Raw genomic sequence first — 19,679 nt, forward strand, 5'->3', positions numbered from 1 at the left:
TTTTTCTTTTTGTTTTAGAAAGTAGTTGTATGGCATCGCTGATTTGCGGCTCACTCGCGTTTGACACCATCATGGACTTTGAAGGCCGATTTGCTGAGCAAATCTTGCCCGATCAATTGCACATATTGAATGTGTCATTTTTGGTTCCCGCCTTGCGTCGTGACTTTGGCGGTTGTGCAGGCAATATCGCCTACAGCTTGAAGGTGTTGGGCGGCACGCCCTTGCCGATGGCGACTTTGGGTACTGATGCCGCAGACTACTTGCAACGACTGAAAACGCTGGGTATTTCAACCGAGTATGTGCGTCAAGTTGAAGGTAGCTATACCGCTCAGGCCATGATCATGACAGACCGTGACAACAACCAAATCACGGCCTTTCACCCGGGCGCCATGATGCAAGCGCACATCACCCAGGTTGAGAAGCGTGCTGACATCAAATTGGCCATCATTTCTCCCGATGGTCGTGATGCCATGGTGCAACATGCTGAGCAACTCAAAGCTGCGGACATTCCATTTGTGTTTGACCCAGGTCAGGGCTTGCCCATGTTTGATGGCGCTGATTTGATGCGTTTCATCGATCAAGCGACTTGGGTGACGGTGAATGACTACGAAGGCAAGATGCTCAGTGATCGTACGGGCCTGAGTCATGCAGACATTTCGCGCCGTGTCCAAGGCCTTATCGTGACCTTGGGAGCTGAAGGTTGCGAAGTATGGGTCGATGGCGAGAAAACGCTGGTGCCACCTGTCAAACCCTCGGCTGTGGTGGACCCCACAGGTTGCGGTGACGCTTGGCGCGGTGCGTTGTTGTTTGGTTTGGAACAAGGCTGGTCATTGGCCAAGTGTGCAGCTTTGGGTAACCAAGTGGGCGCACTCAAAATTGCGCAGCGCGGACCACAGAATTACAACGTGGATGGTTTGACCATCGCGTAATTCAACGCGTTTAACGCGCTAAAGCCGACCAGTCGGCTTTGTCACCAGCAGCTGCGCTGACCCGCAGCTGTTTTCGTTTGGACGTTTGTCCACGAATGAGTTCTACATCGCGTTTGGCAATTCCCAACGCATCAGCTAGCCAAGCTGCCAAAGCCAAGTTGGCCTTGCCGTCGACTGGCGGTGCGTGTAGGCGCACACGCAATGCGCCATCGTGTTCGCCATCTGTTTGCGTACGAGAGGCATTGGGAATGACATGGATGTCCACGATCACAGCACCTGTTTTTTCGAGGCGAAGGTACGTTTTGGCAGGGAGTGTCATGAATTGGGCCAAGAAAAAGCCCGAGGCCTTACGACATCGGGCTTGAGTTAACGGTAAACCGTTGCCTAGATCTTTACAGATTAAGGCTTGCTTGCTGTTGGGAAAGGCCAAGCAGCTTGCGGGTTCAACGTGGTCTGTGCACGGGCAGCGGGTGCTTTCGCAGCTTTCTTAGCAGCAGGCTTTTTAGCGGCTTTTTTAGCAGCTGGTTTTTTAGCAGCAGGCTTTTTAGCGACTGCTTTTTTCGCTACTTTTTTAGCAGCGGTTTTCTTAGCAGCAGGCTTTTTAGCGGCAGCTTTTTTAACGGCTGGCTTCTTAGCTGCTACTTTTTTAGCTGCTGGCTTTTTAGCCGCAACTTTCTTAGCAGCTGGCTTCTTGGCCGCTACTTTTTTAGCTGCTGGCTTTTTAGCTGCAACTTTTTTAGCAGCTGGCTTCTTAGCCGCTACTTTTTTAGCTGCTGGCTTTTTAGCCGCGACTTTCTTTGCTGCTGGCTTTTTAGCGACAGCTTTCTTTACAGTGGCCTTTTTGGCGGCCGGTTTTTTTGCAGTTGCCATTTCTGTTCTCCTAGATCGAATTTAGATCATTGGGTGAAAAACGCTTTGCACGGTTTTTTGTGTGCGCAAAACGATTCATGGCGCTGGACCCGGGTCCAACGCCATGAACAGGGTAAGTCCACCACCACACCTCGTGAACGGGTGTTTGTTGGGGTGGTGAACAAGTTCGGTGACATGTGTGTATTTAAGCTATCAATCCCAAGACAGAGCACCACCAGATTGGTACTCAATCACACGGGTCTCGAAGAAGTTGCGTTCTTTCTTGAGGTCAATCATCTCGCTCATCCAAGGGAAGGGATTCTCTTCGTTGGGGAAGAGGGCCTCCAAGCCAATTTGGGTGGCGCGACGATTGGCAATGTAGCGCAAGTAGCCTTTGAACATTGAGGCGTTCAAGCCGAGCACGCCACGAGGCATGGTGTCTTCGGCGTAGCGGTACTCAAGCTCAACAGCGTGCATGAACAAGGCTTTGATCTCTTCTTTGAACTCGGCGGTCCACAGCTGTGGGTTTTCGAGTTTGATTTGGTTGATCAAGTCAATGCCAAAGTTGCAATGCATGGACTCGTCACGCAAGATGTACTGGTACTGCTCGGCAGCACCCGTCATTTTGTTTTGACGACCCAAGGCCAAAATTTGTGTGAAGCCTACGTAGAAGAACAAGCCTTCCATCAAGCAAGCAAACACGATCAACGACTTCAACAGCGTTTGGTCGTTTTGCAAAGTGCCTGTGTGGAAGTTGGGGTCCATGATGGCGTCAATGAACGGGATCAGGAACTCGTCTTTGTCTCGGATGGATTGAACTTCGTGGTACGCGTTGAAAATTTCAGACTCATCCAAGCCCAAAGATTCAACGATGTATTGGTAAGCGTGGGTGTGAATCGCTTCTTCAAACGCTTGGCGCAGCAAGAACTGACGGCACTCAGGCGCAGTGATGTGGCGGTATGTGCCCAACACAATGTTGTTGGCCGCCAAAGAGTCGGCAGTCACAAAGAAGCCGAGGTTGCGTTTGATGATGCGGCGCTCGTCTTCGCTCAAGCCATTGGGGTCTTTCCACAACGCGATGTCGCGCGTCATGTTCACCTCTTGGGGCATCCAGTGATTGGCACAAGTGGCGAGGTATTTTTCCCAAGCCCATTTGTATTTGAACGGCACCAACTGGTTCACGTCGGTTTGGCCGTTGATGATGCGCTTGTCCGCAGCATTCACGCGACGTTCGCTGGTGGCAGCTGCAGAGGTGGTTTGTGCGGGGGCCGCACCATCATTCAGAGGGCGAGCAGCAGCGACAGGCTGCATGGCAGGTGTCGCAGAAAGAGGTGGGAGTTCCATCGAGCGGCTAGGTGTGCCGCTTGCAAAAGGTGATGGCGATGAGGGCTTGACTTCTTCGTCCCAGGTCAACATAAAAAATTATCCAATGTGCGAATTATGAATGCAACGAAGACAAACGCAAAGCATTCGTGAACTTCGTTGCCGAATTTTGTTGTATCACTGACACGATTCGCAGGTGGGATCATCCACACCGCAGAACTTGATGTCAGTCGCAGGGATCGCATTCATCTGCGCTTGTGCTGCAGCTGCAGCTGCTTCAAGTGCACTCATGCCACCTGCTGCAGGGCCTGCAGACACCGCGTTGTGTGAGCCTGCTTGCACAGTTGATTTCTCAACTTGCTGTGCGCTGGATGTGCGGAGGTAATACGTGGTCTTCAAGCCGCGCAACCAAGCGAGCTTGTAAGTCTCATCGAGTTTTTTGCCCGATGCACCTGCCATGTAGATGTTGAGTGACTGTGCTTGGTCAATCCACTTTTGGCGACGTGACGCAGCTTCCACCAACCACTGTGGCTCCACTTCAAACGCGGTGGCATACAAGGCTTTGATCTCTTGTGGCACGCGGTCGATGGGGCGCAGTGAGCCATCGAAATGCTTCAGGTCCATGACCATCACGTCATCCCACAAGCCCAAGCGTTTCAAGTCGCGCACCAAGTAGCTGTTGATGATGGTGAACTCACCTGACAAGTTGGACTTCACCGACAAGTTGCCAAAGCAAGGCTCAATCGAGGCATCCACACCAATGATGTTGGAGATGGTGGCTGTGGGTGCAATGGCCACACAGTTGGAGTTACGCATGCCGTCTTTGGCGATCTTGGCGCGCAAGGCGTCCCAGTCCATGGTCTTGCTGCGATCCACTTCAAGGTAGCCGCCACGTGCTTGTGACAACAGGTCCAGTGAGTCGATGGGCAAGATGCCTTTGTCCCACAGCGAGCCTTTGTAGCTGGCGTACTGACCGCGCTCTTTGGCCAACTCAGACGATGCCCAGTAAGCGTAGTAGCACACCGCTTCCATGGAGCGATCGGCGAACTCGACGGCTTCTTGTGAAGCGTAAGGCACGCGCATCTCGTACAAGCTGTCTTGGAAAGCCATGATGCCCATGCCCACAGGGCGGTGGCGCAGGTTGGAGTCGCGCGCTTTCTTGACGGCGTAGTAGTTGATGTCGATCACGTTGTCGAGCATGCGCATTGCCACGGCGATGGTGCGCTTGAGCTTATCGTGGTCGAGTTCTTTGCCGTTGGGGCCGTCTTTCAAGTGTTGAGACAGGTTGACGGAGCCCAGGTTACACACCGCAGTTTCGGTGTCGCTGGTGTTCAAGGTGATTTCGGTACACAGGTTGGACGAGTGCACCACGCCCACGTGCTGCTGGGGTGAGCGCACGTTGCAGGGGTCCTTGAACGTGATCCATGGATGGCCAGTTTCGAAGAGCATGGTCAGCATCTTGCGCCACATGTCAGTCGCTTGCACGGTTTTGCAAGGCTTGATTTCACCGCGCTTGGCTTTGGCTTCGTAGGCCACGTAGGCTTTTTCGAAGTCGGCGCCGAACAAATCGTGCAAGTCAGGCACGTCGGAGGGGGAAAACAACGTCCATTCGCCTTTTTCCATGACGCGACGCATGAACAAGTCTGGAATCCAGTTGGCGGTGTTCATGTCGTGGGTACGACGGCGGTCATCACCGGTGTTCTTGCGCAATTCCAAGAACTCTTCGATGTCCAAGTGCCAAGTTTCAAGGTAGGTACACACCGCACCTTTGCGCTTGCCGCCTTGGTTCACCGCCACGGCGGTGTCGTTGACCACTTTCAAGAATGGCACCACGCCTTGTGATTCGCCATTGGTGCCCTTGATGTGGCTGCCCAAAGCGCGCACACGAGTCCAGTCGTTGCCCAAGCCGCCAGCAAATTTAGACAGCAAAGCGTTTTCTTTGATCAACTCGTAGATGCCGTCCAAGTGGTCAGGCACAGTCGACAAGTAGCAGCTCGAGAGCTGTGAACGCAAGGTGCCGCTGTTGAACAGTGTGGGTGTGCTCGACATGAAGTCGAACGACGACAACACTTCGTAGAACTCAATGGCGCGTGCTTCGCGATCCACTTCGTTCAAGGCCAAGCCCATCGCCACGCGCATGAAGAAGGCTTGTGGCAATTCGATGCGAGTCTTGCGCACGTGCAAGAAGTAGCGGTCATACAAGGTTTGCAGGCCGAGGTAATCAAACTTCAAGTCGCGGTCGGCCTTGAGGGCTGCGCCCAAACGGTTCAAATCGAACTGCAACATGGCGTGGTCGAGCAACTCGTTTTCTACGCCTTTTTTGATGAACTGAGGGAAGTACTCGGCGTAGTGTTGGGCCATGTCGGCGTGCACCACTTCTTTGCCCAACACTTCTTTGACGATGGTGTGCATCAACAAACGTGCTGTGGCGTAGGTGTAGTCGGGGTCTTTTTCGATGAGTGTGCGGGTGGCCAAGATGGCGGCCTTGTACACCTCGTCCATAGGCACGCCGTCATACAGGTTACGCATGGTTTCAGCCAAGATGGGGTCGGGTTTGACGTCTGCGCCCAAGCCAGCGCATGAATCTTGGATCAGGCGTTGCAGGTGGTTCAAGTCCAAAGCCACGCGTTGGCCGTTGTCAATCACGTGCAAAGCGGGTGCGGCAGGCGTTTGTTCTTCTTTGATGTGGGCGCGCTCTTGGTTGCGACGTTCGCGGTACAGCACATAAGCGCGGGCGATTTCGTGGTGGCCACCACGCATCAAACCCAATTCCACTTGGTCTTGCACATCTTCAATGTGGAAGGTGCCGCCGCCTGGACGTGAACGCATCAAAGCGCGTACCACGCCTTGCGTGAGTGCTTCGACCATTTCGCGCACGCTGGCCGATGCTGCACCTTGTGTGCCGTGCACAGCCAAGAAGGCTTTCATCATGGCCACTGCGATTTTGGCGGGTTCAAAGGGAACCACAGCGCCGTTACGGCGAATGATTTGGTAGTGGGTCAGCATGGTGGGGTTTTCTTGCGCGGCGCGATCGTGCGCAAGTGTTGGGTTTGCCATAGGAGAGGTGGCGTGCACAGAGGTCTCAGCTGTTTGCATGTTTTTTTCTTTCGATTGAGCAGGTCGATAGTGCGAACAAAAAGCGGTGCTTGGACCGCTTTTTTGAAATTCAGGTCGACACTATATCTGGTGTTCGGTTGTGTGCCAACACGCTACAGGTAGTGTTTTGGTAGGAAATGCTTACATTTTAAATTTCACTAAATGAAGTGTTTGACTGGTGCGATTTTTGACAGTGCTTTGAGGGCCGTGACTGCGGGAGTTTGAGTTGAAAATTGAGTGCTGACGCCACATTCCAAGTTCTTTGAGGCGCTGATGCGCATGGCGTCTGAGTATGAAATTGAGATGCACAAACTCTGTGCAAAACAAATTTTTTTTCGCAAATGATGAAAAATTAATTTTTCTGCGGGAACTGTGCGTCGCCCCAGCCTAAAGATTGCTGCAAAAGTATCCAGTCGAATCCTGCGCCCGGATCTTGTTTGCGATCGGGCGCCACATGTTCGTGGCCAGCAATGCGATGCAGTTGGTAGTGTTGTGAGATGGCAGCACACAAGGAGCTTAAAGTTTCGTACTGTGGCGCTTCAAAGGTGTGTCCCTCTAAACCTTCGAGTTCAATGCCAATCGAAAAATCGTTGCAGTTGTCGCGCCCTTGGTAGCTCGAGCGTCCTGCGTGCCATGCTCGGTCATCGCAGCTGACAAATTGAATCAGCGCGCCATCTCGACGAATCAAAAAGTGGGCGGAGACCTCCGCGCCACGAATTTGTTGGAAATAAGGGTGTGCATCCCAATCGAGTGTGTTGGTGAACAACGCTTCAATTTCGGGGCCGCCGTATTCGCCTGGAGGCAGGCTGATGGAGTGCAACACCACCAAGTCGATGGCGACACCAATTGGACGTGGCCCAAAGTTAGGCGAGGGCGTGTGTTTGGCAAAGCGGTACCAGCCATCGCGCCACAGAGAAGTCATCGGGTCAGCCTTCGTGTGCATCGCGGTGTGCAGCGCTGCAGTAGGTGCCTTGGGTGCCACGAACTGCATCGCTTTCAGGTGTGTGTGTGCCGCAATGTGCGCAGGGCACCATCACCTGTGGGCCTGAGGGCTTATTGGTGTGGGTGTGTGGGCGACGTTGTTGGCGAATCCACCAAATGCCGCCGACAACGATGAGCAGCAGCACCAAGTACTTCATGCCACACGTCCCAAAATGACTTCCAACACAAAGCGAGAGCCTGCGTAGCCCAAGAGCAGCAAGCCTGTGCCAATGTAGAGCACACGCACAGCTTTACGGCCTCGCCAACCAAAGCGCCACCGTCCGATGAGCAACAGCGCAAACGTGAGCCACGAGAGCAACGAGAACACAGTTTTGTGATCCCAGCGCCATGCGGCTTGTGCGCCGTAAAGCAAATCACCAAATACCCAGCCCGCCAATAACGTGGCGGTCAGTAGCGCAAAGCCTGCGGTGACAAAGCGAAAGGTCAAGCGCTCGAGCGTGAGCAAGGGCAAGCCTACATGCGTGTCAGCACCCATGCGCATGTTTTTTTCTGCACGGCTCATCAGCCATGCGTGCACCACGGCCGCGGCAAACAAGCCATAAGACGCCACGCCCAAGGCCAAGTGCAGCGGCAGCATGGGCGATGTCTGGGTGTGCAGCACTGTGCCCGGAAACGCCGCCGCCAGCAGCACAACAGCGGCCCCCACCATGGCCAAGGTCCAGCGTGTGCGCAACTGCGGGAACCAGTGGTGCTCCAGCACATAAAACGTCAGCATCAGCCAAGCTGTGACTGAGAGCGCTGGCGCAAAACCGAATCGCAAGCCACCGTCTTGCGGGGCGAAGAGCGCAAATATCAAACCCAAACCGTGCAATGCCCAAGGCACACTGAGCAGTCGGTGACCCATCTCGGGTGCCACACGTGGCCCCATCAGCGCTGTCAATGTGTACGCCGCCGCTGTGGGCAGTGCGAGCCAAAGGTTGAGCGGGATGTCGCTGGCTAAAATCATGTCCAACAGTTTAGCGTTTCGCTACACACGAAAAACCAAGCCCTATCAAGGGGTACCTATGGCCTCAGCCCTTACCGACAAACTCTCGCGCCTCGTCAAACACATCAGCGGACAGGCCCGCATCACCGAAAGCAACGTGGCCGATATGTTGCGCGAGGTGCGCATGGCCTTGCTCGAAGCCGACGTGGCTTTGCCCGTGGTGCGCGACTTCATTGCACGCGTCAAAGATAAAGCCCTTGGCCAAGAAGTGATTGGCTCCTTGCAGCCCGGTCAAGCCTTGGTGGCCATCGTCAACCAAGAGTTGGCCGCCACCATTGGCGAGGGGGTGAGCGACTTGAACCTCGCCGCCCAGCCGCCTGCCGTGGTGTTGATGGCGGGTTTGCAAGGTGCTGGTAAAACCACCACCACCGCCAAGCTGGCGCGTTGGTTGATTAACCAGCGCAAGAAAAAAGTGCTGACGGTGTCCGGCGACGTGTATCGCCCTGCTGCGATTGAGCAGCTCAAAACTGTCACCGCGCAAGCGGGTGCCGAGTGGTTCCCCAGTTCGCCCGACCAAAAACCCGCCGACATTGCCCGCGCTGCGCTGGACTACGCACGCAAACATTACTTTGATGTCTTGCTGGTCGACACCGCCGGTCGTTTGGCGATTGACGAAGCCTTGATGGCCGAAATCAAACAACTGCACAGTGTGTTGAACCCTGTTGAAACCTTGTTTGTGGTCGATGCCATGCAAGGTCAAGACGCGGTGAACACAGCCAAGGCTTTTAGCGATGCGCTGCCTTTGACGGGCATTGTGCTGACCAAGCTCGATGGCGACTCACGTGGTGGTGCGGCCTTGTCGGTCAAGCAAATCACGGGTGCGCCCATTAAATTTGCCGGTACCAGTGAGAAGCTGGATGGCTTGGAGTTGTTCGATGCCAACCGCCATGCAGGCCGCGTGCTCGGTATGGGCGACATCGTGGCCTTGGTCGAGCAAGTCACCGCCGGCGTGGACATGGCGGCTGCGCAAAAGCTGGCCGAGAAGGTCAAGCGCGGCGACAGCTTTGACCTCAACGACTTTTTGGCGCAAATTCAACAAATGCGCTCGATGGGCGGCTTGTCCACCATCATGGATAAATTACCCACACAGATGGCGGCCAAAGCCGGCCAAGTCGATATGGACAAGGCCGAGAAAGACATTGGCCGCAAGCAAGGCATCATCCACAGTATGACACCCAAAGAGCGCGCCAAGCCCGAGCTCATCAAAGCCACGCGCAAGCGCCGCATTGCCGCTGGTGCGGGTGTGCAGGTGCAAGACGTGAACCGTCTGCTCAAAGAATTTGAGCAAATGCAAACCATGATGAAGAAGATGAGTGGCGGCGGCATGATGAAGATGATGAAAAAGCTCGGCGCCATGAAAGGCATGGGCGGTTTTGGCGGCGGTGGTTTTCCAGGCATGCGCTGAGCTTCTTGCACGTCAAAAAAAATCCCTGATGCTTTGCAGCTTCAGGGATTTTTTTTCATGGCGCATGCCCACTGGTGGATGGCAACCTTGGTCGCATGTGGCCGCTGAATGTGGCGTTAAGCTGACTCTTTCACAAACACCTCGCCGCGCAAGGAGTGCGGGTTGGCTTCTGTGATCTTCACGTCAATCAGTTGGTTCATCAGGCGCTCAGGGTTAGGGCCTGCTTTGAAGTTGACGATGCGGTTGCACTCGGTGCGGGCGCGCAGTTCGGTGGCGTCTTTCTTAGAGTAGCCGTCCACCAACACGCGTTGTACCGTACCCACGCGCTGCACATTGATGTCGCGCATATTGTCTTCAATGATTTTTTGCACCTCTTGCAAACGGCGCAGCTTCACCTCGTGCGGTGTGTCGTCGTGCAAGTTGGCCGCAGGCGTGCCGGGGCGGGGGCTGAAGATGAAGCTGAACGAGTTGTCAAAGTACACATCGTGCATGAGCTTGATGAGTTTTTGGTGGTCCTCTTCGGTCTCGCCGGGAAATCCCACGATGAAGTCTGAGCTCATCGCCATGTCGGGGCGGATGGCGCGCAACTTCTTCACTGTGCTTTTGTATTCCATGGCGGTGTAGCCGCGTTTCATGGCCATCAAAATGCGGTCGCTGCCGTGCTGCACGGGCAGGTGCAAGTGGCTGACCAGTTGCGGCACTTTGGCGTACACATCAATCAAGCGCTGCGTGAACTCGTTGGGGTGGCTGGTGGTGTAGCGAATGCGCTCGATGCCGGGAATCTCGGCCACGTATTCGATGAGCAAGGCAAAGTCGGCAATCTCAGCCGTGCCGCCCATGGCCCCACGGTAGGCGTTGACGTTTTGGCCCAAGAGTGTGACTTCTTTCACGCCTTGCGCGGCCAAGCCCGCGACTTCGACCAACACGTCGTCAAACGGACGGCTCACTTCTTCGCCGCGGGTGTAGGGCACCACGCAGTAGCTGCAATATTTGCTGCAGCCTTCCATGATGCTCACAAAGGCGCTGCCACCTTCCACGCGAGCAGGCGGCAAGTGATCAAACTTTTCGATTTCAGGAAAGCTGATGTCCACCTGTGGCTTGGCCAAGCTTTCGCGTTGGTTCAGCAAATCGGGCAAGCGATGCAGGGTTTGGGGCCCAAACACCACATCGACATAAGGCGCGCGGGCAATGATGGTGTCACCCTCTTGGCTGGCCACACAGCCGCCCACGGCAATCTTGACGCCCTTGGCTTTCAAGTGTTGGATACGGCCGAGGTCAGAAAACACCTTTTCTTGCGCTTTCTCGCGCACCGAGCAGGTGTTGAAGACGATCAAATCGGCTTCTTCGACGTCGTTGGTTTTTTCGTAACCCTGGGCCTCGCCCAGCACATCGGCCATCTTGTCCGAGTCGTACTCGTTCATTTGGCAGCCGAAGGTTTTAATAAAGACTTTGCGGCTCATGATTGAGCCTCCCAGTGGGGGCAAGTGCAGCGTTTCATGGTGTTCATCCAGAGGCTGTTGAAGAAGTCCGTCATTGTAGTGTCGGCTTCTTTTGCGTACGTTTCTTGCTTTTATCATTTGCGGCAATAATTTGCCGACATCTGTGGTGATTAAAGCTTGTGTCAAATCGAGCCGATACCCACTGACTTGCCCGAATAGGCGCGTGCGCTGTGCGTGCCTGTTTGGCTTTATCCAATGCACCCACTCAAGTGAATGGCCATGAAAAAACATTTAAGACTGATCATTGAAATCGTCATGGGTCTGCTGCTCGCAGGCGCCTTGGCGTTTGGTTACTGGAGCTACTCTGGTAAGAACCACATCATGAGCGAGCTCACAGAAGCCAGTGAAGGCGCCACTGAGGCGCAAGAAGAACTCGAAAAGCTGACCAAGGAATTGGAAGAAGCCAAAGAGCATCTCGAGGAATACGAGCCAGCCGCCAAACAGTTCGCGGCGGTCAAAGAGTCGTTTGCCAACGGCGTGGTCTTGCAAGACTATGAAGCCTTCATCAAGGCGCAAAAAGGCCCAACCACCAGCGAACGCCAATTGGGCTTAGGCGCCTTGCGTTTGTTGACCAAAGGTGCTGAAGATCCAGAGACTGTGAGCGCATTCCAAAAAGCATTGGAAATGGCTGAGTGGTCATCACGCGTGAAGTCGATTTGTGCAGCGCAAAACGCATTGGCCGCTGCCGGTCAAAAAGTGAAAGTTTTGGCTGATTGCGTGGTTGAGAAAGAAGACAAAGCCCACAAAAAAGGCCATGCTGTTCATTGGGATTACGCGGGTGACATGGGCCCAGAAAACTGGGGTGACGAGTTCCCTACCTGCGGCAAAGGTCAAAAACAATCACCTTTGAACATCACCGGTCCTTTCGAGAAATCCAAAGACGTGTTGGTGGTGAACTACAAAGAAGGTCCGCTCAAAATCTTGAACAACGGCCACACCATCCAAGTGAACGTGGAGCCAGGTAGCACATTGAAGATCAACAAGGACGTGTATAACTTGTTGCAATTCCACTTCCACCGTCCCAGCGAAGAGCAAATCGACGGCAAACCCATGGCCATGGTGGCGCACTTTGTGCACAAGAACGCCGATGGCAAGTTGGCCGTGTTGGGCGTGTTGCTCAACGATGGCAAAGACAACGCCGCCATTCAGACATTGTGGGACAACGCCCCGAAAGCTGAAGGCCCTGAAGTTGTGGTGGATAAGGTCAAGTTTGACCCCAGTAGCTTGGTGCCTGCAGCATTGACTCACTACAGCTACGAAGGCTCATTGACCACGCCACCTTGTACCGAAGGTGTGAACTTCTACATCTTGAAGACACCGGTGGACATTGGTAAGAAGCAAGTGATTGAGTTCCCCTTCAAGCGTAATGCGCGTCCAGTGCAGCCATTGAATGGTCGCAAGATCAACGCAAATTGATGCACTGATATAACGTCATCTTCCAAGTCAAAACGCCTGCTCTGAATAGAGCAGGCGTTTTTTTTTATGTCATCCACAAAAAGCCCTGATATCAGGAGCCTTGAGGTGATGCGTTACACCAACTTTGGGGGAGGGGATGGCAAGGTGTAGAGCAAAGGCATGGCGACAGCAACCAGCAAGAACACCATCACCACAAAAATCAAAAGCAATTTGAAGAACTCAGGTGAGTCAGGAAATTTTTGCTTAGGCGCTGCGGGCGTTTCAATGCGAAAAGCCGGCAAAACGCTTCCCATGTGATCTGTTGTGGCGTGTGATCGAAAGACATTGATCACTGGCATGCCGTTGGGCTGAGAGCCACTCAGCGTGATGGCGACTTTCAAGGCAGCTTGGACCTTGGCGTCGCGATGACTAAATTGGCTGTAGCCACCATCTTCTAGCTCGCGAACCTGTGACTCGCTCAGTCCACACAGCTGTGCGACGCGCGCATGGCTGAGTTTGCAAAGCACCCGAAGGCGAAGCATGGCTTGTGGATCAATCAGGTCTGCGTGCATGGCGTATCTCTTCTGAGTTGCGTCAACAGGACGGTCTGTACACCCTGTGGCGTATAGACCATGAACTAAGTTCTCTTGACAATATCGACAGATTTGTCAATTACTCAACCTCGAATTCAAACTGTTTGAAGCTTTTGCAGCTTGAGGTCAGAACTGAATGCAGCCCAGAAAGTCACTATGAACGATCAAAACAATATGACCAAAGAAAACAGCATCTACATCGGAGAAGGTGTCGTCTTCAGTGGGACGATCAAAGCGCCCAATCAAGCTGTCATTTCAGGCAAGTTTGAGGGGGAGTTAGATGCGCGCGACGTGTTGATTGGCGCTTCTGGCGTAGTCACAGGAAAAACCACGGCCCAGTTTGTGGATGTCAAAGGTGAGCTGAATGAGTCAGTCACCAGCCGTGAATTGTTGATTGTTCGAGCCACAGGCCGTGTGAACGGCACTGTGACATACGGAGAAATTGAGATTGAACGTGGTGGTCAAGTCAAAGGTGACATGATCCAGCGTTAAATCATCTTGAGGCGCTCTGAAGAGGGCACCACACGCGTCAGGCGTACACCATAGCGGTCGTTGACCAAAACGATTTCGCCTTGCGCCACCACCGAGTTGTTGACCAACAAGTCCAGCGGCTCACCTGCAATGCGATCGAGTTCGACCACACTGCCTTGGGTCAAACGCATCAAGTCTTTGATCTTGATTTGTGCACGGCCCACTTCGATGGACAAGTTCACCACAATGTTTTGCAACACTTCTGGGTTAATGTTGCCTGGCATGGTGGGCTTGAAGTCTTCCAAACTTGGCTCGACTTCCTCAGCGGGATGCGCGGCTACTTCTTCGTGGCTTTCTTGCTCAGTCGCTTCGACGGCTGTGGCTTCGACTTCAGTGTCGTCGTGCTCGGGGGTTGGGTTTTCTTTTTCGTCTGTCATGATGGTTTCCTGTTTCAGGGTTTGCCGTGAACGTGTTCGTGGTCAATTTGCACTGCCACTTGTGAGCCTCGTGTACCTACATTCACATGGAAGGCGGGGACACCATTGGCTGTCATCAGGGCGGTATCGTCTTTCTTGAAGAACAACAAATCGCCTTCTTGTAAATGGTTCAAGTGATGCAAGGTGGTTTTGATCTCACCCATCGTGACTTGCAATTCGAGCTTGGCATCGCCAACAGCAGCAGCCAAGTCTTTGCGCCACTTGCGGTCGGATTCTTCGTTGCCTTCGCCACTCTGTACACGGCTGCTGAGCAGTTCGCGCACAGGCTTCAATGTGGCATAGGGGTAGACCAAGTCTATAAAGCCCTTGCCACCGCTGGCAGTAGCGTCAGCTTCAAAGCGGCTTAAAACCACCAAATCGTTTTCATCTGCAATTTGTGCGAACTGAGGGTTGATCTCAGAGCTCACATGTTCGCATTCGATGGGCATCAAGGGTCCCCACGCTTCTGTGAGCGAGCGAAAGAACACTTCCAAAATGATTTTGATGATGCGTGATTCTGTTGGGGTGAACAGGCGACCGGGTGGGAGCTCGCCCACGCCTTTGCCGAAACCACCGAAGAAGCTATCGAGTGAGCTGAACACCACGTTGGGGTCGATGATGATCACAGAGTTGCCGCGAAGCGGACTCATGCGAACCATGTTCACGGACAACGGAGGGCGTAAGCCTTTGAGGTAATCACCAAACTTCAAAATTTGCACGCGTGTGGGGTTCACGCGTGGACTGGTACGCAGCACTTCGAGCAGGCCAAGACGGAACAGTCGGATGAAACGCTCGTTGATCATGTCGATCGACGAAACGTTCACACCCAAGCTGCTGTCTTCGCTGGCGAGGTCGTGCTTGCGCACCCGCACGCTGTTGTTGAAGCCAGTGTCGGTCTCGATCGAACCGTCGCGCACGCCTTCCGACAGCGCGGCCAGTTCTTCGTCCGAGAGCAGGTTTGATTTCATGGTTTAAGTGCTTACTGCATCACAAAAGAGGTGAAGAACACGTCTTCAATGCCACCGAAGTCTTCGTACTTCATCAGCATGTCGTTCATCACGACCTTGATCTTGGCTGCCAATTCGACGCGGAAGTCAGACTTGGCCACATCTGCTTCAGTGCTTTGGCGCATGACGTCCAAAACAGCCGAACGAATGGCAAATTCATGCTTTTTCACGTTGTCGAAAACGCGTGAGTCGTAGTGAGTCATCACGGCCACTTTGACCACCATGATTTTTTTCGAGTTCGTGATGTTGGTCATGAACTCTTTGTCAATTTCCAAGTACGTGTTTTCAAAACGCGTGGCCTCGGCTTCTTTCTTGACTTTCGATGGGCCTTCGGGGGTGGCGTTGTGCGCGTTCTCGGCCTCTTTCTCTAACTCGTCCACTTTTTCGTGGGCGGCGGCTTCGCTCTTGTGTTCAAAGAAGCCTGAGAAATACAACGTACCGAACATCACGGACATGATCAAGACGATCACGGACAACACGATGACCAAGATTAAAAGAATCGGTTTCTTTTTCTTGGGTTCGCCTTCGACAACTTCTTCTGCCGGTGCTGCTTCTGCTTCTGCCATATCGTTCTCCTAATGTTCAGATTGTCATGCGTAATTTATGCATAGAGGTCAAGCAAGGACGCATTGGCCTTGTTACGGGTTGAGGTGGCACCAGAAGGGCTGCCTGTACCGCTGACTTGCGATGATGAATTGTCTCTAACTTGGGTATTCCTGTTGGAATTTCCAGAGCTGTTGTGTTGGGTGTTACCACCACCTTGACCGACGTTGACTTGGCCGGCGTTAATGCCAAAGTTTCCAAGTGCTTCACGCAAACGCTGGCTACTGTTTTGCAGCAAGTCGCGGGTCAGAGGGTTGTCGGCATGGAAAACGGCATCAAGTTGGCCATCTTTCATTTCGAGATGGATTTCAACGCCGCCTAAATTAGAGGGACGCAGTGCAAACTTCATCTTCCATTCGCCATCACTCAGCTGCTTGTGCATGCGTGCTGCCATCTCGGTGGCCAGCTTGTCGCTGAGTTGGTCATAGACCTCGCTCATATGAGCGCTGGTGGCCTGTGCTGCGTTTGTAGGGCTTGCACTTGCGGCATTTTTGTTCGTGCTCAGCGCTTGAGCAAAGCTGCTGAAATGTTGGTCTTCGCCTTGTGACGACGGCTGATCTTGGCCGCTGCTGGTTTCTTCTGAGAAGCGAGACAGGAGGGCGCTCACATCGTTTTCATCAATACCCGTGCCAAAGAGCGACAACATCTCTATCGTGCTGGGTGCAGGTGTGTTGACTGCGTGGGTGTTGATGGGCAACACGGCGGCAGGCAAGACGGTGATTTGCAATTGTTGGATCGCTGCCATGTCAGTGGGCGTCAAGCCTGGTACTGAGGGGGTCGTCAAGGTGGTCGCGGGTGCTGCCAAGCCTGCGCCAGAAATCACCGCAGGTTGCGCGGTGGTGGCGGTCATGGCTGCCATTTGTGTGGCAATGTCGCTGTCGGTGGGGACGATGCCTTGTATCTGACTATTGAGCGTGGCATTTAGACCTGCTTGCAACGTAGGGGAGGGCGTCAGTCCTGAACCCGTCGCTGTCACGCCAGCGTTTGTTGCACTGGTCATCAGTGTGGCTGAGGTCGCAGGCTGTTGGGCGAGCAAATCTTGAATAGCGGATTCATCGATGCCCATGGATTGGGCAAAAGCGATCAGGCTCTCAGGACTGGGTGCCGCTTTGGGGTCTGTGATGATGCGCATCTGCGAACTTAACGCGACAGTTTGTAACGATGCGGCGTTGGCGGTGAGTTCGGAGCCATCTGATGCGGGTGCTGGAGTGGGTGCGACAACTGAGCTGACCTCTGCAACCTTCAAAGAGACGGTGACTTCGGCCGTAGTCACGGCTTGCGGGGCTGGGGCTGGTGTGATGGGCGCACCTTGCATCAAGCCTTCGAGCAACGCATCGACGTCTGTGTTGACTGTTTTTGTAGTGTTGCTTTGTTTGCGAGGGCGAGTTTGGGTCGTGGGGCGATCTTCGCTGTCTTGAGCGTTTGCCTCGTCTTCAGTCCGTGTGTTGCGTGCTTGCTGATCTGGTCGATCGATGCTGTGGCGATCGTGCACCACTGGGCGCGAATCTTGTGTGTCTGAGGCTGTCTGAGCCTCGTGAGGCGCGTCAGCGGCAATAGTTTGCCGCTGCTGGGGCACTAAGCGTTGTAGTTGACGCGCCATGACATCTGCGAAATCAAACCCCAAACTGTTGCCCGTAGACGGGCTCACACCTGCGCTGGCGCCTTGCGCCGCCGCGTTGCTGGTGTTGTTTGGCACCAGCGGGGCTGGTGGCATTTGAAGGTAACTGGACAGGTTCATGGTGGTCTTTAAACGAGTTTGCCAAGGAGTTAAGCAAGAACCGTGACAGGTTAGTTCTTGCCGCTTTCACTCAGCAGGCACATCAGTGTCAGTTTGACTTGGCACATCGATTGCTTAACAAACATGCCTCGAATCTGTTTTCAAGGCAAAAAGAAACCAAAACGTTCCACTTCAAACTGGATTTTCCAAATGAGCACTCTCACTCTGTCAACGATTCGACACAACTTGTCGAAATTTGACCTCTCCGGACTCAGTATTCCGGTGGTGGTGCTCGTCATCATGGCAATGTTGGTCTTGCCATTGCCTCCAGTTTTATTGGACTTTTTGTTTACTTTTAATATTCTTTGCAGCTTGGTGGTGATCATGATCGCCATCGGCACCCGTAAACCACTCGAGTTTTCATCCTTCCCCACAGTGTTGTTGTTTGCCACCATGTTGCGCTTGGCGCTGAACGTGGCATCCACCCGTGTGGTGCTGGTTAATGGTCACGAAGGGTCGCATGCCGCAGGACGTGTGGTGCAGGCCTTTGGTGAATTCGTGATTGCAGGGAACTATGTGGTGGGCTTCATCATCTTCGCGATTTTGATGATCATCAACTTTGTGGTGGTGACCAAAGGTGCAGGCCGCGTCTCGGAAGTGAACGCCCGTTTCACCTTGGACGCCATGCCTGGTAAACAAATGTCGATCGACGCCGACTTGAACGCCGGCATCATCGACCAAGAGACCGCCAAACAACGCCGCGCTGAATTGGCCCAAGAATCTGACTTCTTCGGTTCGATGGACGGTGCTTCCAAATTCGTGAGCGGCGACGCCATGGCCGGTTTGTTGATTCTGTTGATCAACATGGTCGGTGGTCTGATCATTGGCGTGGCACAGCATGATTTGCCTGTGGCTGAAGCTGGCCGCATTTACACCCTGCTCACCATCGGTGACGGCTTGGTGGCGCAAATTCCTTCGTTGCTCTTGTCACTGGCCACCGCCATCATCGTGACGCGTGTGACCACGGCCGAATCGATTTCTGAACAAGCTTCGGTTCAGTTGGCCAACCCCAGCGCACTCTTTATCTCTGCTGTTATTTTGTTGATTTTGGGCATGGTGCCCGGCATGCCTCATCTGATGTTCATCACCTTGGCCCTCGCGTCTGCAGGCTTGGGTTTGATGATCATCACCCGCGAAGTTCAGGAAGAGCAAGCCGAACAAGCCGAAAAAGATGCCACCCCCACCGACGCACCCAAAGAACTCGATTGGGACGATGTGGACCAAGTCGACCTCATTGGCTTGGAAATTGGCTATGGCCTGATTCCCTTGGTCAACGCCGAAACCGGCGGTGAGCTGATGACACGCGTCAAGGGCGTGCGTAAAAAATTGTCTGCCGAGTTGGGCTTTTTGGTTCAACCCGTGCGTATCCGCGATGACCTGAACATCGATCCAGATGCCTACAACATCGTCCTCAAAGGTGTGGTGCGTGGCAAGGGTGAAGTCAAAGTCGGTCGTGAATTGGCCATCAACCCCGGCCATGTGTATGGCCACTTAGAAGGCATTCCGACTCGCGAACCCGCCTTCGGTTTAGAAGCCGTCTGGATTGAACCCTCGCAACGCGATCAAGCTCGTACGCTCGGTTACACCGTGGTCGATGCTGCGACAGCTATTTCTACCCACCTCAACAAAGTGTTGCGTGAAAACGCCTCTGACTTGTTGAGCCATGACGAAACCCAGCAGTTGCTCGACAAATTAGCAGCCAAGTCACCCAAGATCGTCGAAGACTTGGTGCCTGGCAAGTTGTCGCTCGGCATCTTGACCCGTACTTTGCAAAACTTGTTGTCTGAGTCAGTGTCCATTCGTGACATGCGCACGATTGCCGAAGCCTTGACCGAAGCCAGCACGCGCACCCAAGACCCAGAACAACTGACAGCCATGGTCCGACCCAAGCTTGGTCGCATGATCATGCAAAGCTTGATTGATGCAGACAACAGCTTGCAAGTGATGACGCTGGAACCTTCCTTAGAGCAATTGCTGCACAACGTACTGCAACAAAGCCAACCTGGTCAAGCTGTGGTGCTTGAGCCTGGTTTGTCAGAAAACTTATTTGCCGGTTTGCGCGAAGGATCGCGCACCGTAGAAGACATGGGCCACCCCGCTGTGTTGGTGGTGTCCCCCGTGATTCGTGGATGGCTCTCCAAAGCCGCACGATTCCGCGTGAACGATTTGACTGTGCTGTCTTACAGCGAAATTCCGGACGATCAGGCCGTCAAAGTGATCCACACCGTGGACGCCAAAGCCCGATAACCCGAAAACCTATAACAAAAGA

Annotated in this window: 18 protein-coding genes; 5 read left to right on the plus strand and 13 right to left on the minus strand. The window is 53.7% G+C overall.

Annotated elements, in window-relative coordinates; translation table 11 throughout:
- The first annotated feature begins 29 nt into the window (after positions 1-29).
- On the plus strand, positions 30-929 hold the full coding sequence (locus QMG27_RS02275; RefSeq protein ID WP_281812745.1) for a carbohydrate kinase family protein: 900 nt from the start codon (positions 30-32) through the stop codon (positions 927-929).
- Positions 930-939: 10 nt separating this feature from the next.
- Here the strand turns inward: QMG27_RS02275 and QMG27_RS02280 are convergent, their stop codons facing one another.
- From QMG27_RS02280 to ccsA, 7 genes are all read right to left on the minus strand, one after another.
- Positions 940-1,248: a DUF167 domain-containing protein gene (locus QMG27_RS02280; protein WP_281812747.1), complete on the minus strand. Its 309-nt coding sequence runs from the start codon at positions 1,246-1,248 to the stop codon at positions 940-942.
- A gap of 80 nt (positions 1,249-1,328) precedes the next feature.
- Entirely contained in the window at positions 1,329-1,799 is a 471-nt protein-coding gene (locus QMG27_RS02285; protein WP_281812749.1) for a histone H1-like DNA-binding protein, read from the minus strand.
- A gap of 192 nt (positions 1,800-1,991) precedes the next feature.
- Positions 1,992-3,194, minus strand: a complete 1,203-nt coding sequence (locus tag QMG27_RS02290; protein ID WP_281812751.1) for a ribonucleotide-diphosphate reductase subunit beta — start codon at positions 3,192-3,194, stop codon at positions 1,992-1,994.
- 84 nt (positions 3,195-3,278) lie between these two features.
- Positions 3,279-6,158: a ribonucleoside-diphosphate reductase subunit alpha gene (locus QMG27_RS02295; RefSeq protein ID WP_281814481.1), complete on the minus strand. Its 2,880-nt coding sequence runs from the start codon at positions 6,156-6,158 to the stop codon at positions 3,279-3,281.
- 391 nt (positions 6,159-6,549) lie between these two features.
- Positions 6,550-7,119: a 1,6-anhydro-N-acetylmuramyl-L-alanine amidase AmpD gene (ampD, locus tag QMG27_RS02300; protein WP_281812753.1), complete on the minus strand. Its 570-nt coding sequence runs from the start codon at positions 7,117-7,119 to the stop codon at positions 6,550-6,552.
- 4 nt (positions 7,120-7,123) lie between these two features.
- Positions 7,124-7,336 carry a PP0621 family protein gene (locus QMG27_RS02305; protein ID WP_281812755.1) on the minus strand — a complete coding sequence of 71 codons (213 nt, stop codon included), beginning with the start codon at positions 7,334-7,336 and terminating at the stop codon, positions 7,124-7,126.
- Positions 7,333-8,145 (minus strand): cytochrome c biogenesis protein CcsA, encoded by an 813-nt coding sequence (gene ccsA, locus QMG27_RS02310; protein WP_281812757.1) that lies wholly within the window; start codon positions 8,143-8,145, stop codon positions 7,333-7,335. The genes QMG27_RS02305 and ccsA overlap by 4 nt, the downstream gene beginning before the upstream one ends.
- A 58-nt stretch (positions 8,146-8,203) precedes the next feature.
- Between ccsA and ffh the strand changes: the two genes are divergently transcribed.
- Positions 8,204-9,589: a signal recognition particle protein gene (gene ffh, locus QMG27_RS02315; protein ID WP_281812759.1), complete on the plus strand. Its 1,386-nt coding sequence runs from the start codon at positions 8,204-8,206 to the stop codon at positions 9,587-9,589.
- A gap of 116 nt (positions 9,590-9,705) precedes the next feature.
- On the opposite strand, the gene miaB is transcribed toward ffh, so the two are convergent.
- Positions 9,706-11,049 (minus strand): tRNA (N6-isopentenyl adenosine(37)-C2)-methylthiotransferase MiaB, encoded by a 1,344-nt coding sequence (gene miaB, locus QMG27_RS02320; RefSeq protein WP_281812761.1) that lies wholly within the window; start codon positions 11,047-11,049, stop codon positions 9,706-9,708.
- A gap of 258 nt (positions 11,050-11,307) precedes the next feature.
- Here miaB and QMG27_RS02325 point away from each other — a divergent pair, with 258 nt between their 5' ends.
- Positions 11,308-12,504 carry a carbonic anhydrase family protein gene (locus QMG27_RS02325; protein WP_281812763.1) on the plus strand — a complete coding sequence of 399 codons (1,197 nt, stop codon included), beginning with the start codon at positions 11,308-11,310 and terminating at the stop codon, positions 12,502-12,504.
- A gap of 113 nt (positions 12,505-12,617) precedes the next feature.
- Here QMG27_RS02325 and QMG27_RS02330 read toward each other — a convergent pair whose 3' ends face one another.
- Positions 12,618-13,055, minus strand: a complete 438-nt coding sequence (locus QMG27_RS02330) for a hypothetical protein (protein WP_281812764.1) — start codon at positions 13,053-13,055, stop codon at positions 12,618-12,620.
- Between the two features lie 177 nt (positions 13,056-13,232).
- Here QMG27_RS02330 and QMG27_RS02335 point away from each other — a divergent pair, with 177 nt between their 5' ends.
- Positions 13,233-13,568 carry a polymer-forming cytoskeletal protein gene (locus QMG27_RS02335; protein ID WP_281812766.1) on the plus strand — a complete coding sequence of 112 codons (336 nt, stop codon included), beginning with the start codon at positions 13,233-13,235 and terminating at the stop codon, positions 13,566-13,568.
- Here QMG27_RS02335 and fliN read toward each other — a convergent pair.
- Genes fliN through QMG27_RS02355 form a run of 4 tightly spaced genes read right to left on the minus strand, consistent with a single transcriptional unit; the run spans position 13,565 to position 17,371 of the window.
- Positions 13,565-13,984, minus strand: coding sequence for a flagellar motor switch protein FliN (fliN, locus tag QMG27_RS02340; protein WP_281812768.1), 420 nt, complete (start codon positions 13,982-13,984; stop codon positions 13,565-13,567). The two genes, QMG27_RS02335 and fliN, sit on opposite strands and share 4 nt — an antisense overlap.
- A 14-nt stretch (positions 13,985-13,998) precedes the next feature.
- Positions 13,999-14,991: a flagellar motor switch protein FliM gene (gene fliM / locus QMG27_RS02345; protein ID WP_281812770.1), complete on the minus strand. Its 993-nt coding sequence runs from the start codon at positions 14,989-14,991 to the stop codon at positions 13,999-14,001.
- An 11-nt stretch (positions 14,992-15,002) separates the two neighbouring features.
- Positions 15,003-15,596 carry a flagellar basal body-associated FliL family protein gene (locus QMG27_RS02350; RefSeq protein ID WP_281812772.1) on the minus strand — a complete coding sequence of 198 codons (594 nt, stop codon included), beginning with the start codon at positions 15,594-15,596 and terminating at the stop codon, positions 15,003-15,005.
- Positions 15,597-15,631: 35 nt separating this feature from the next.
- The gene (locus tag QMG27_RS02355) at positions 15,632-17,371 is read right to left on the minus strand and encodes a flagellar hook-length control protein FliK (RefSeq protein WP_281812774.1); all 1,740 of its coding nucleotides are present in this window, start codon (positions 17,369-17,371) and stop codon (positions 15,632-15,634) included.
- Positions 17,372-17,560: 189 nt separating this feature from the next.
- Here QMG27_RS02355 and flhA point away from each other — a divergent pair, with 189 nt between their 5' ends.
- Positions 17,561-19,657: a flagellar biosynthesis protein FlhA gene (gene flhA, locus QMG27_RS02360; protein ID WP_281812776.1), complete on the plus strand. Its 2,097-nt coding sequence runs from the start codon at positions 17,561-17,563 to the stop codon at positions 19,655-19,657.
- Positions 19,658-19,679 lie beyond the last annotated feature (22 nt).

Source organism: Limnohabitans sp. MORI2, from assembly GCF_027925025.1.
Taxonomy (GTDB): domain Bacteria; phylum Pseudomonadota; class Gammaproteobacteria; order Burkholderiales; family Burkholderiaceae_C; genus Limnohabitans.

What these genes read in the sequence shown, in the direction of transcription:
- ampD (WP_281812753.1), bottom strand. Translation starts at nt 7,119, where the DNA reads ATGACTTCTCTGTGGCGCGATGGCTGGTACCGCTTTGCCAAACACACG.
- QMG27_RS02355 (WP_281812774.1), bottom strand. Translation starts at nt 17,371, where the DNA reads ATGAACCTGTCCAGTTACCTTCAAATGCCACCAGCCCCGCTGGTGCCA.
- flhA (WP_281812776.1), top strand. Translation starts at nt 17,561, where the DNA reads ATGAGCACTCTCACTCTGTCAACGATTCGACACAACTTGTCGAAATTT.
- QMG27_RS02330 (WP_281812764.1), bottom strand. Translation starts at nt 13,055, where the DNA reads ATGCACGCAGACCTGATTGATCCACAAGCCATGCTTCGCCTTCGGGTG.
- QMG27_RS02295 (WP_281814481.1), bottom strand. Translation starts at nt 6,158, where the DNA reads ATGGCAAACCCAACACTTGCGCACGATCGCGCCGCGCAAGAAAACCCC.
- QMG27_RS02350 (WP_281812772.1), bottom strand. Translation starts at nt 15,596, where the DNA reads ATGGCAGAAGCAGAAGCAGCACCGGCAGAAGAAGTTGTCGAAGGCGAA.
- fliN (WP_281812768.1), bottom strand. Translation starts at nt 13,984, where the DNA reads ATGACAGACGAAAAAGAAAACCCAACCCCCGAGCACGACGACACTGAA.
- miaB (WP_281812761.1), bottom strand. Translation starts at nt 11,049, where the DNA reads ATGAGCCGCAAAGTCTTTATTAAAACCTTCGGCTGCCAAATGAACGAG.
- QMG27_RS02280 (WP_281812747.1), bottom strand. Translation starts at nt 1,248, where the DNA reads ATGACACTCCCTGCCAAAACGTACCTTCGCCTCGAAAAAACAGGTGCT.
- QMG27_RS02305 (WP_281812755.1), bottom strand. Translation starts at nt 7,336, where the DNA reads ATGAAGTACTTGGTGCTGCTGCTCATCGTTGTCGGCGGCATTTGGTGG.
- QMG27_RS02325 (WP_281812763.1), top strand. Translation starts at nt 11,308, where the DNA reads ATGAAAAAACATTTAAGACTGATCATTGAAATCGTCATGGGTCTGCTG.
- QMG27_RS02285 (WP_281812749.1), bottom strand. Translation starts at nt 1,799, where the DNA reads ATGGCAACTGCAAAAAAACCGGCCGCCAAAAAGGCCACTGTAAAGAAA.
- ccsA (WP_281812757.1), bottom strand. Translation starts at nt 8,145, where the DNA reads ATGATTTTAGCCAGCGACATCCCGCTCAACCTTTGGCTCGCACTGCCC.
- QMG27_RS02335 (WP_281812766.1), top strand. Translation starts at nt 13,233, where the DNA reads ATGAACGATCAAAACAATATGACCAAAGAAAACAGCATCTACATCGGA.
- QMG27_RS02290 (WP_281812751.1), bottom strand. Translation starts at nt 3,194, where the DNA reads ATGTTGACCTGGGACGAAGAAGTCAAGCCCTCATCGCCATCACCTTTT.
- QMG27_RS02275 (WP_281812745.1), top strand. Translation starts at nt 30, where the DNA reads ATGGCATCGCTGATTTGCGGCTCACTCGCGTTTGACACCATCATGGAC.
- ffh (WP_281812759.1), top strand. Translation starts at nt 8,204, where the DNA reads ATGGCCTCAGCCCTTACCGACAAACTCTCGCGCCTCGTCAAACACATC.
- fliM (WP_281812770.1), bottom strand. Translation starts at nt 14,991, where the DNA reads ATGAAATCAAACCTGCTCTCGGACGAAGAACTGGCCGCGCTGTCGGAA.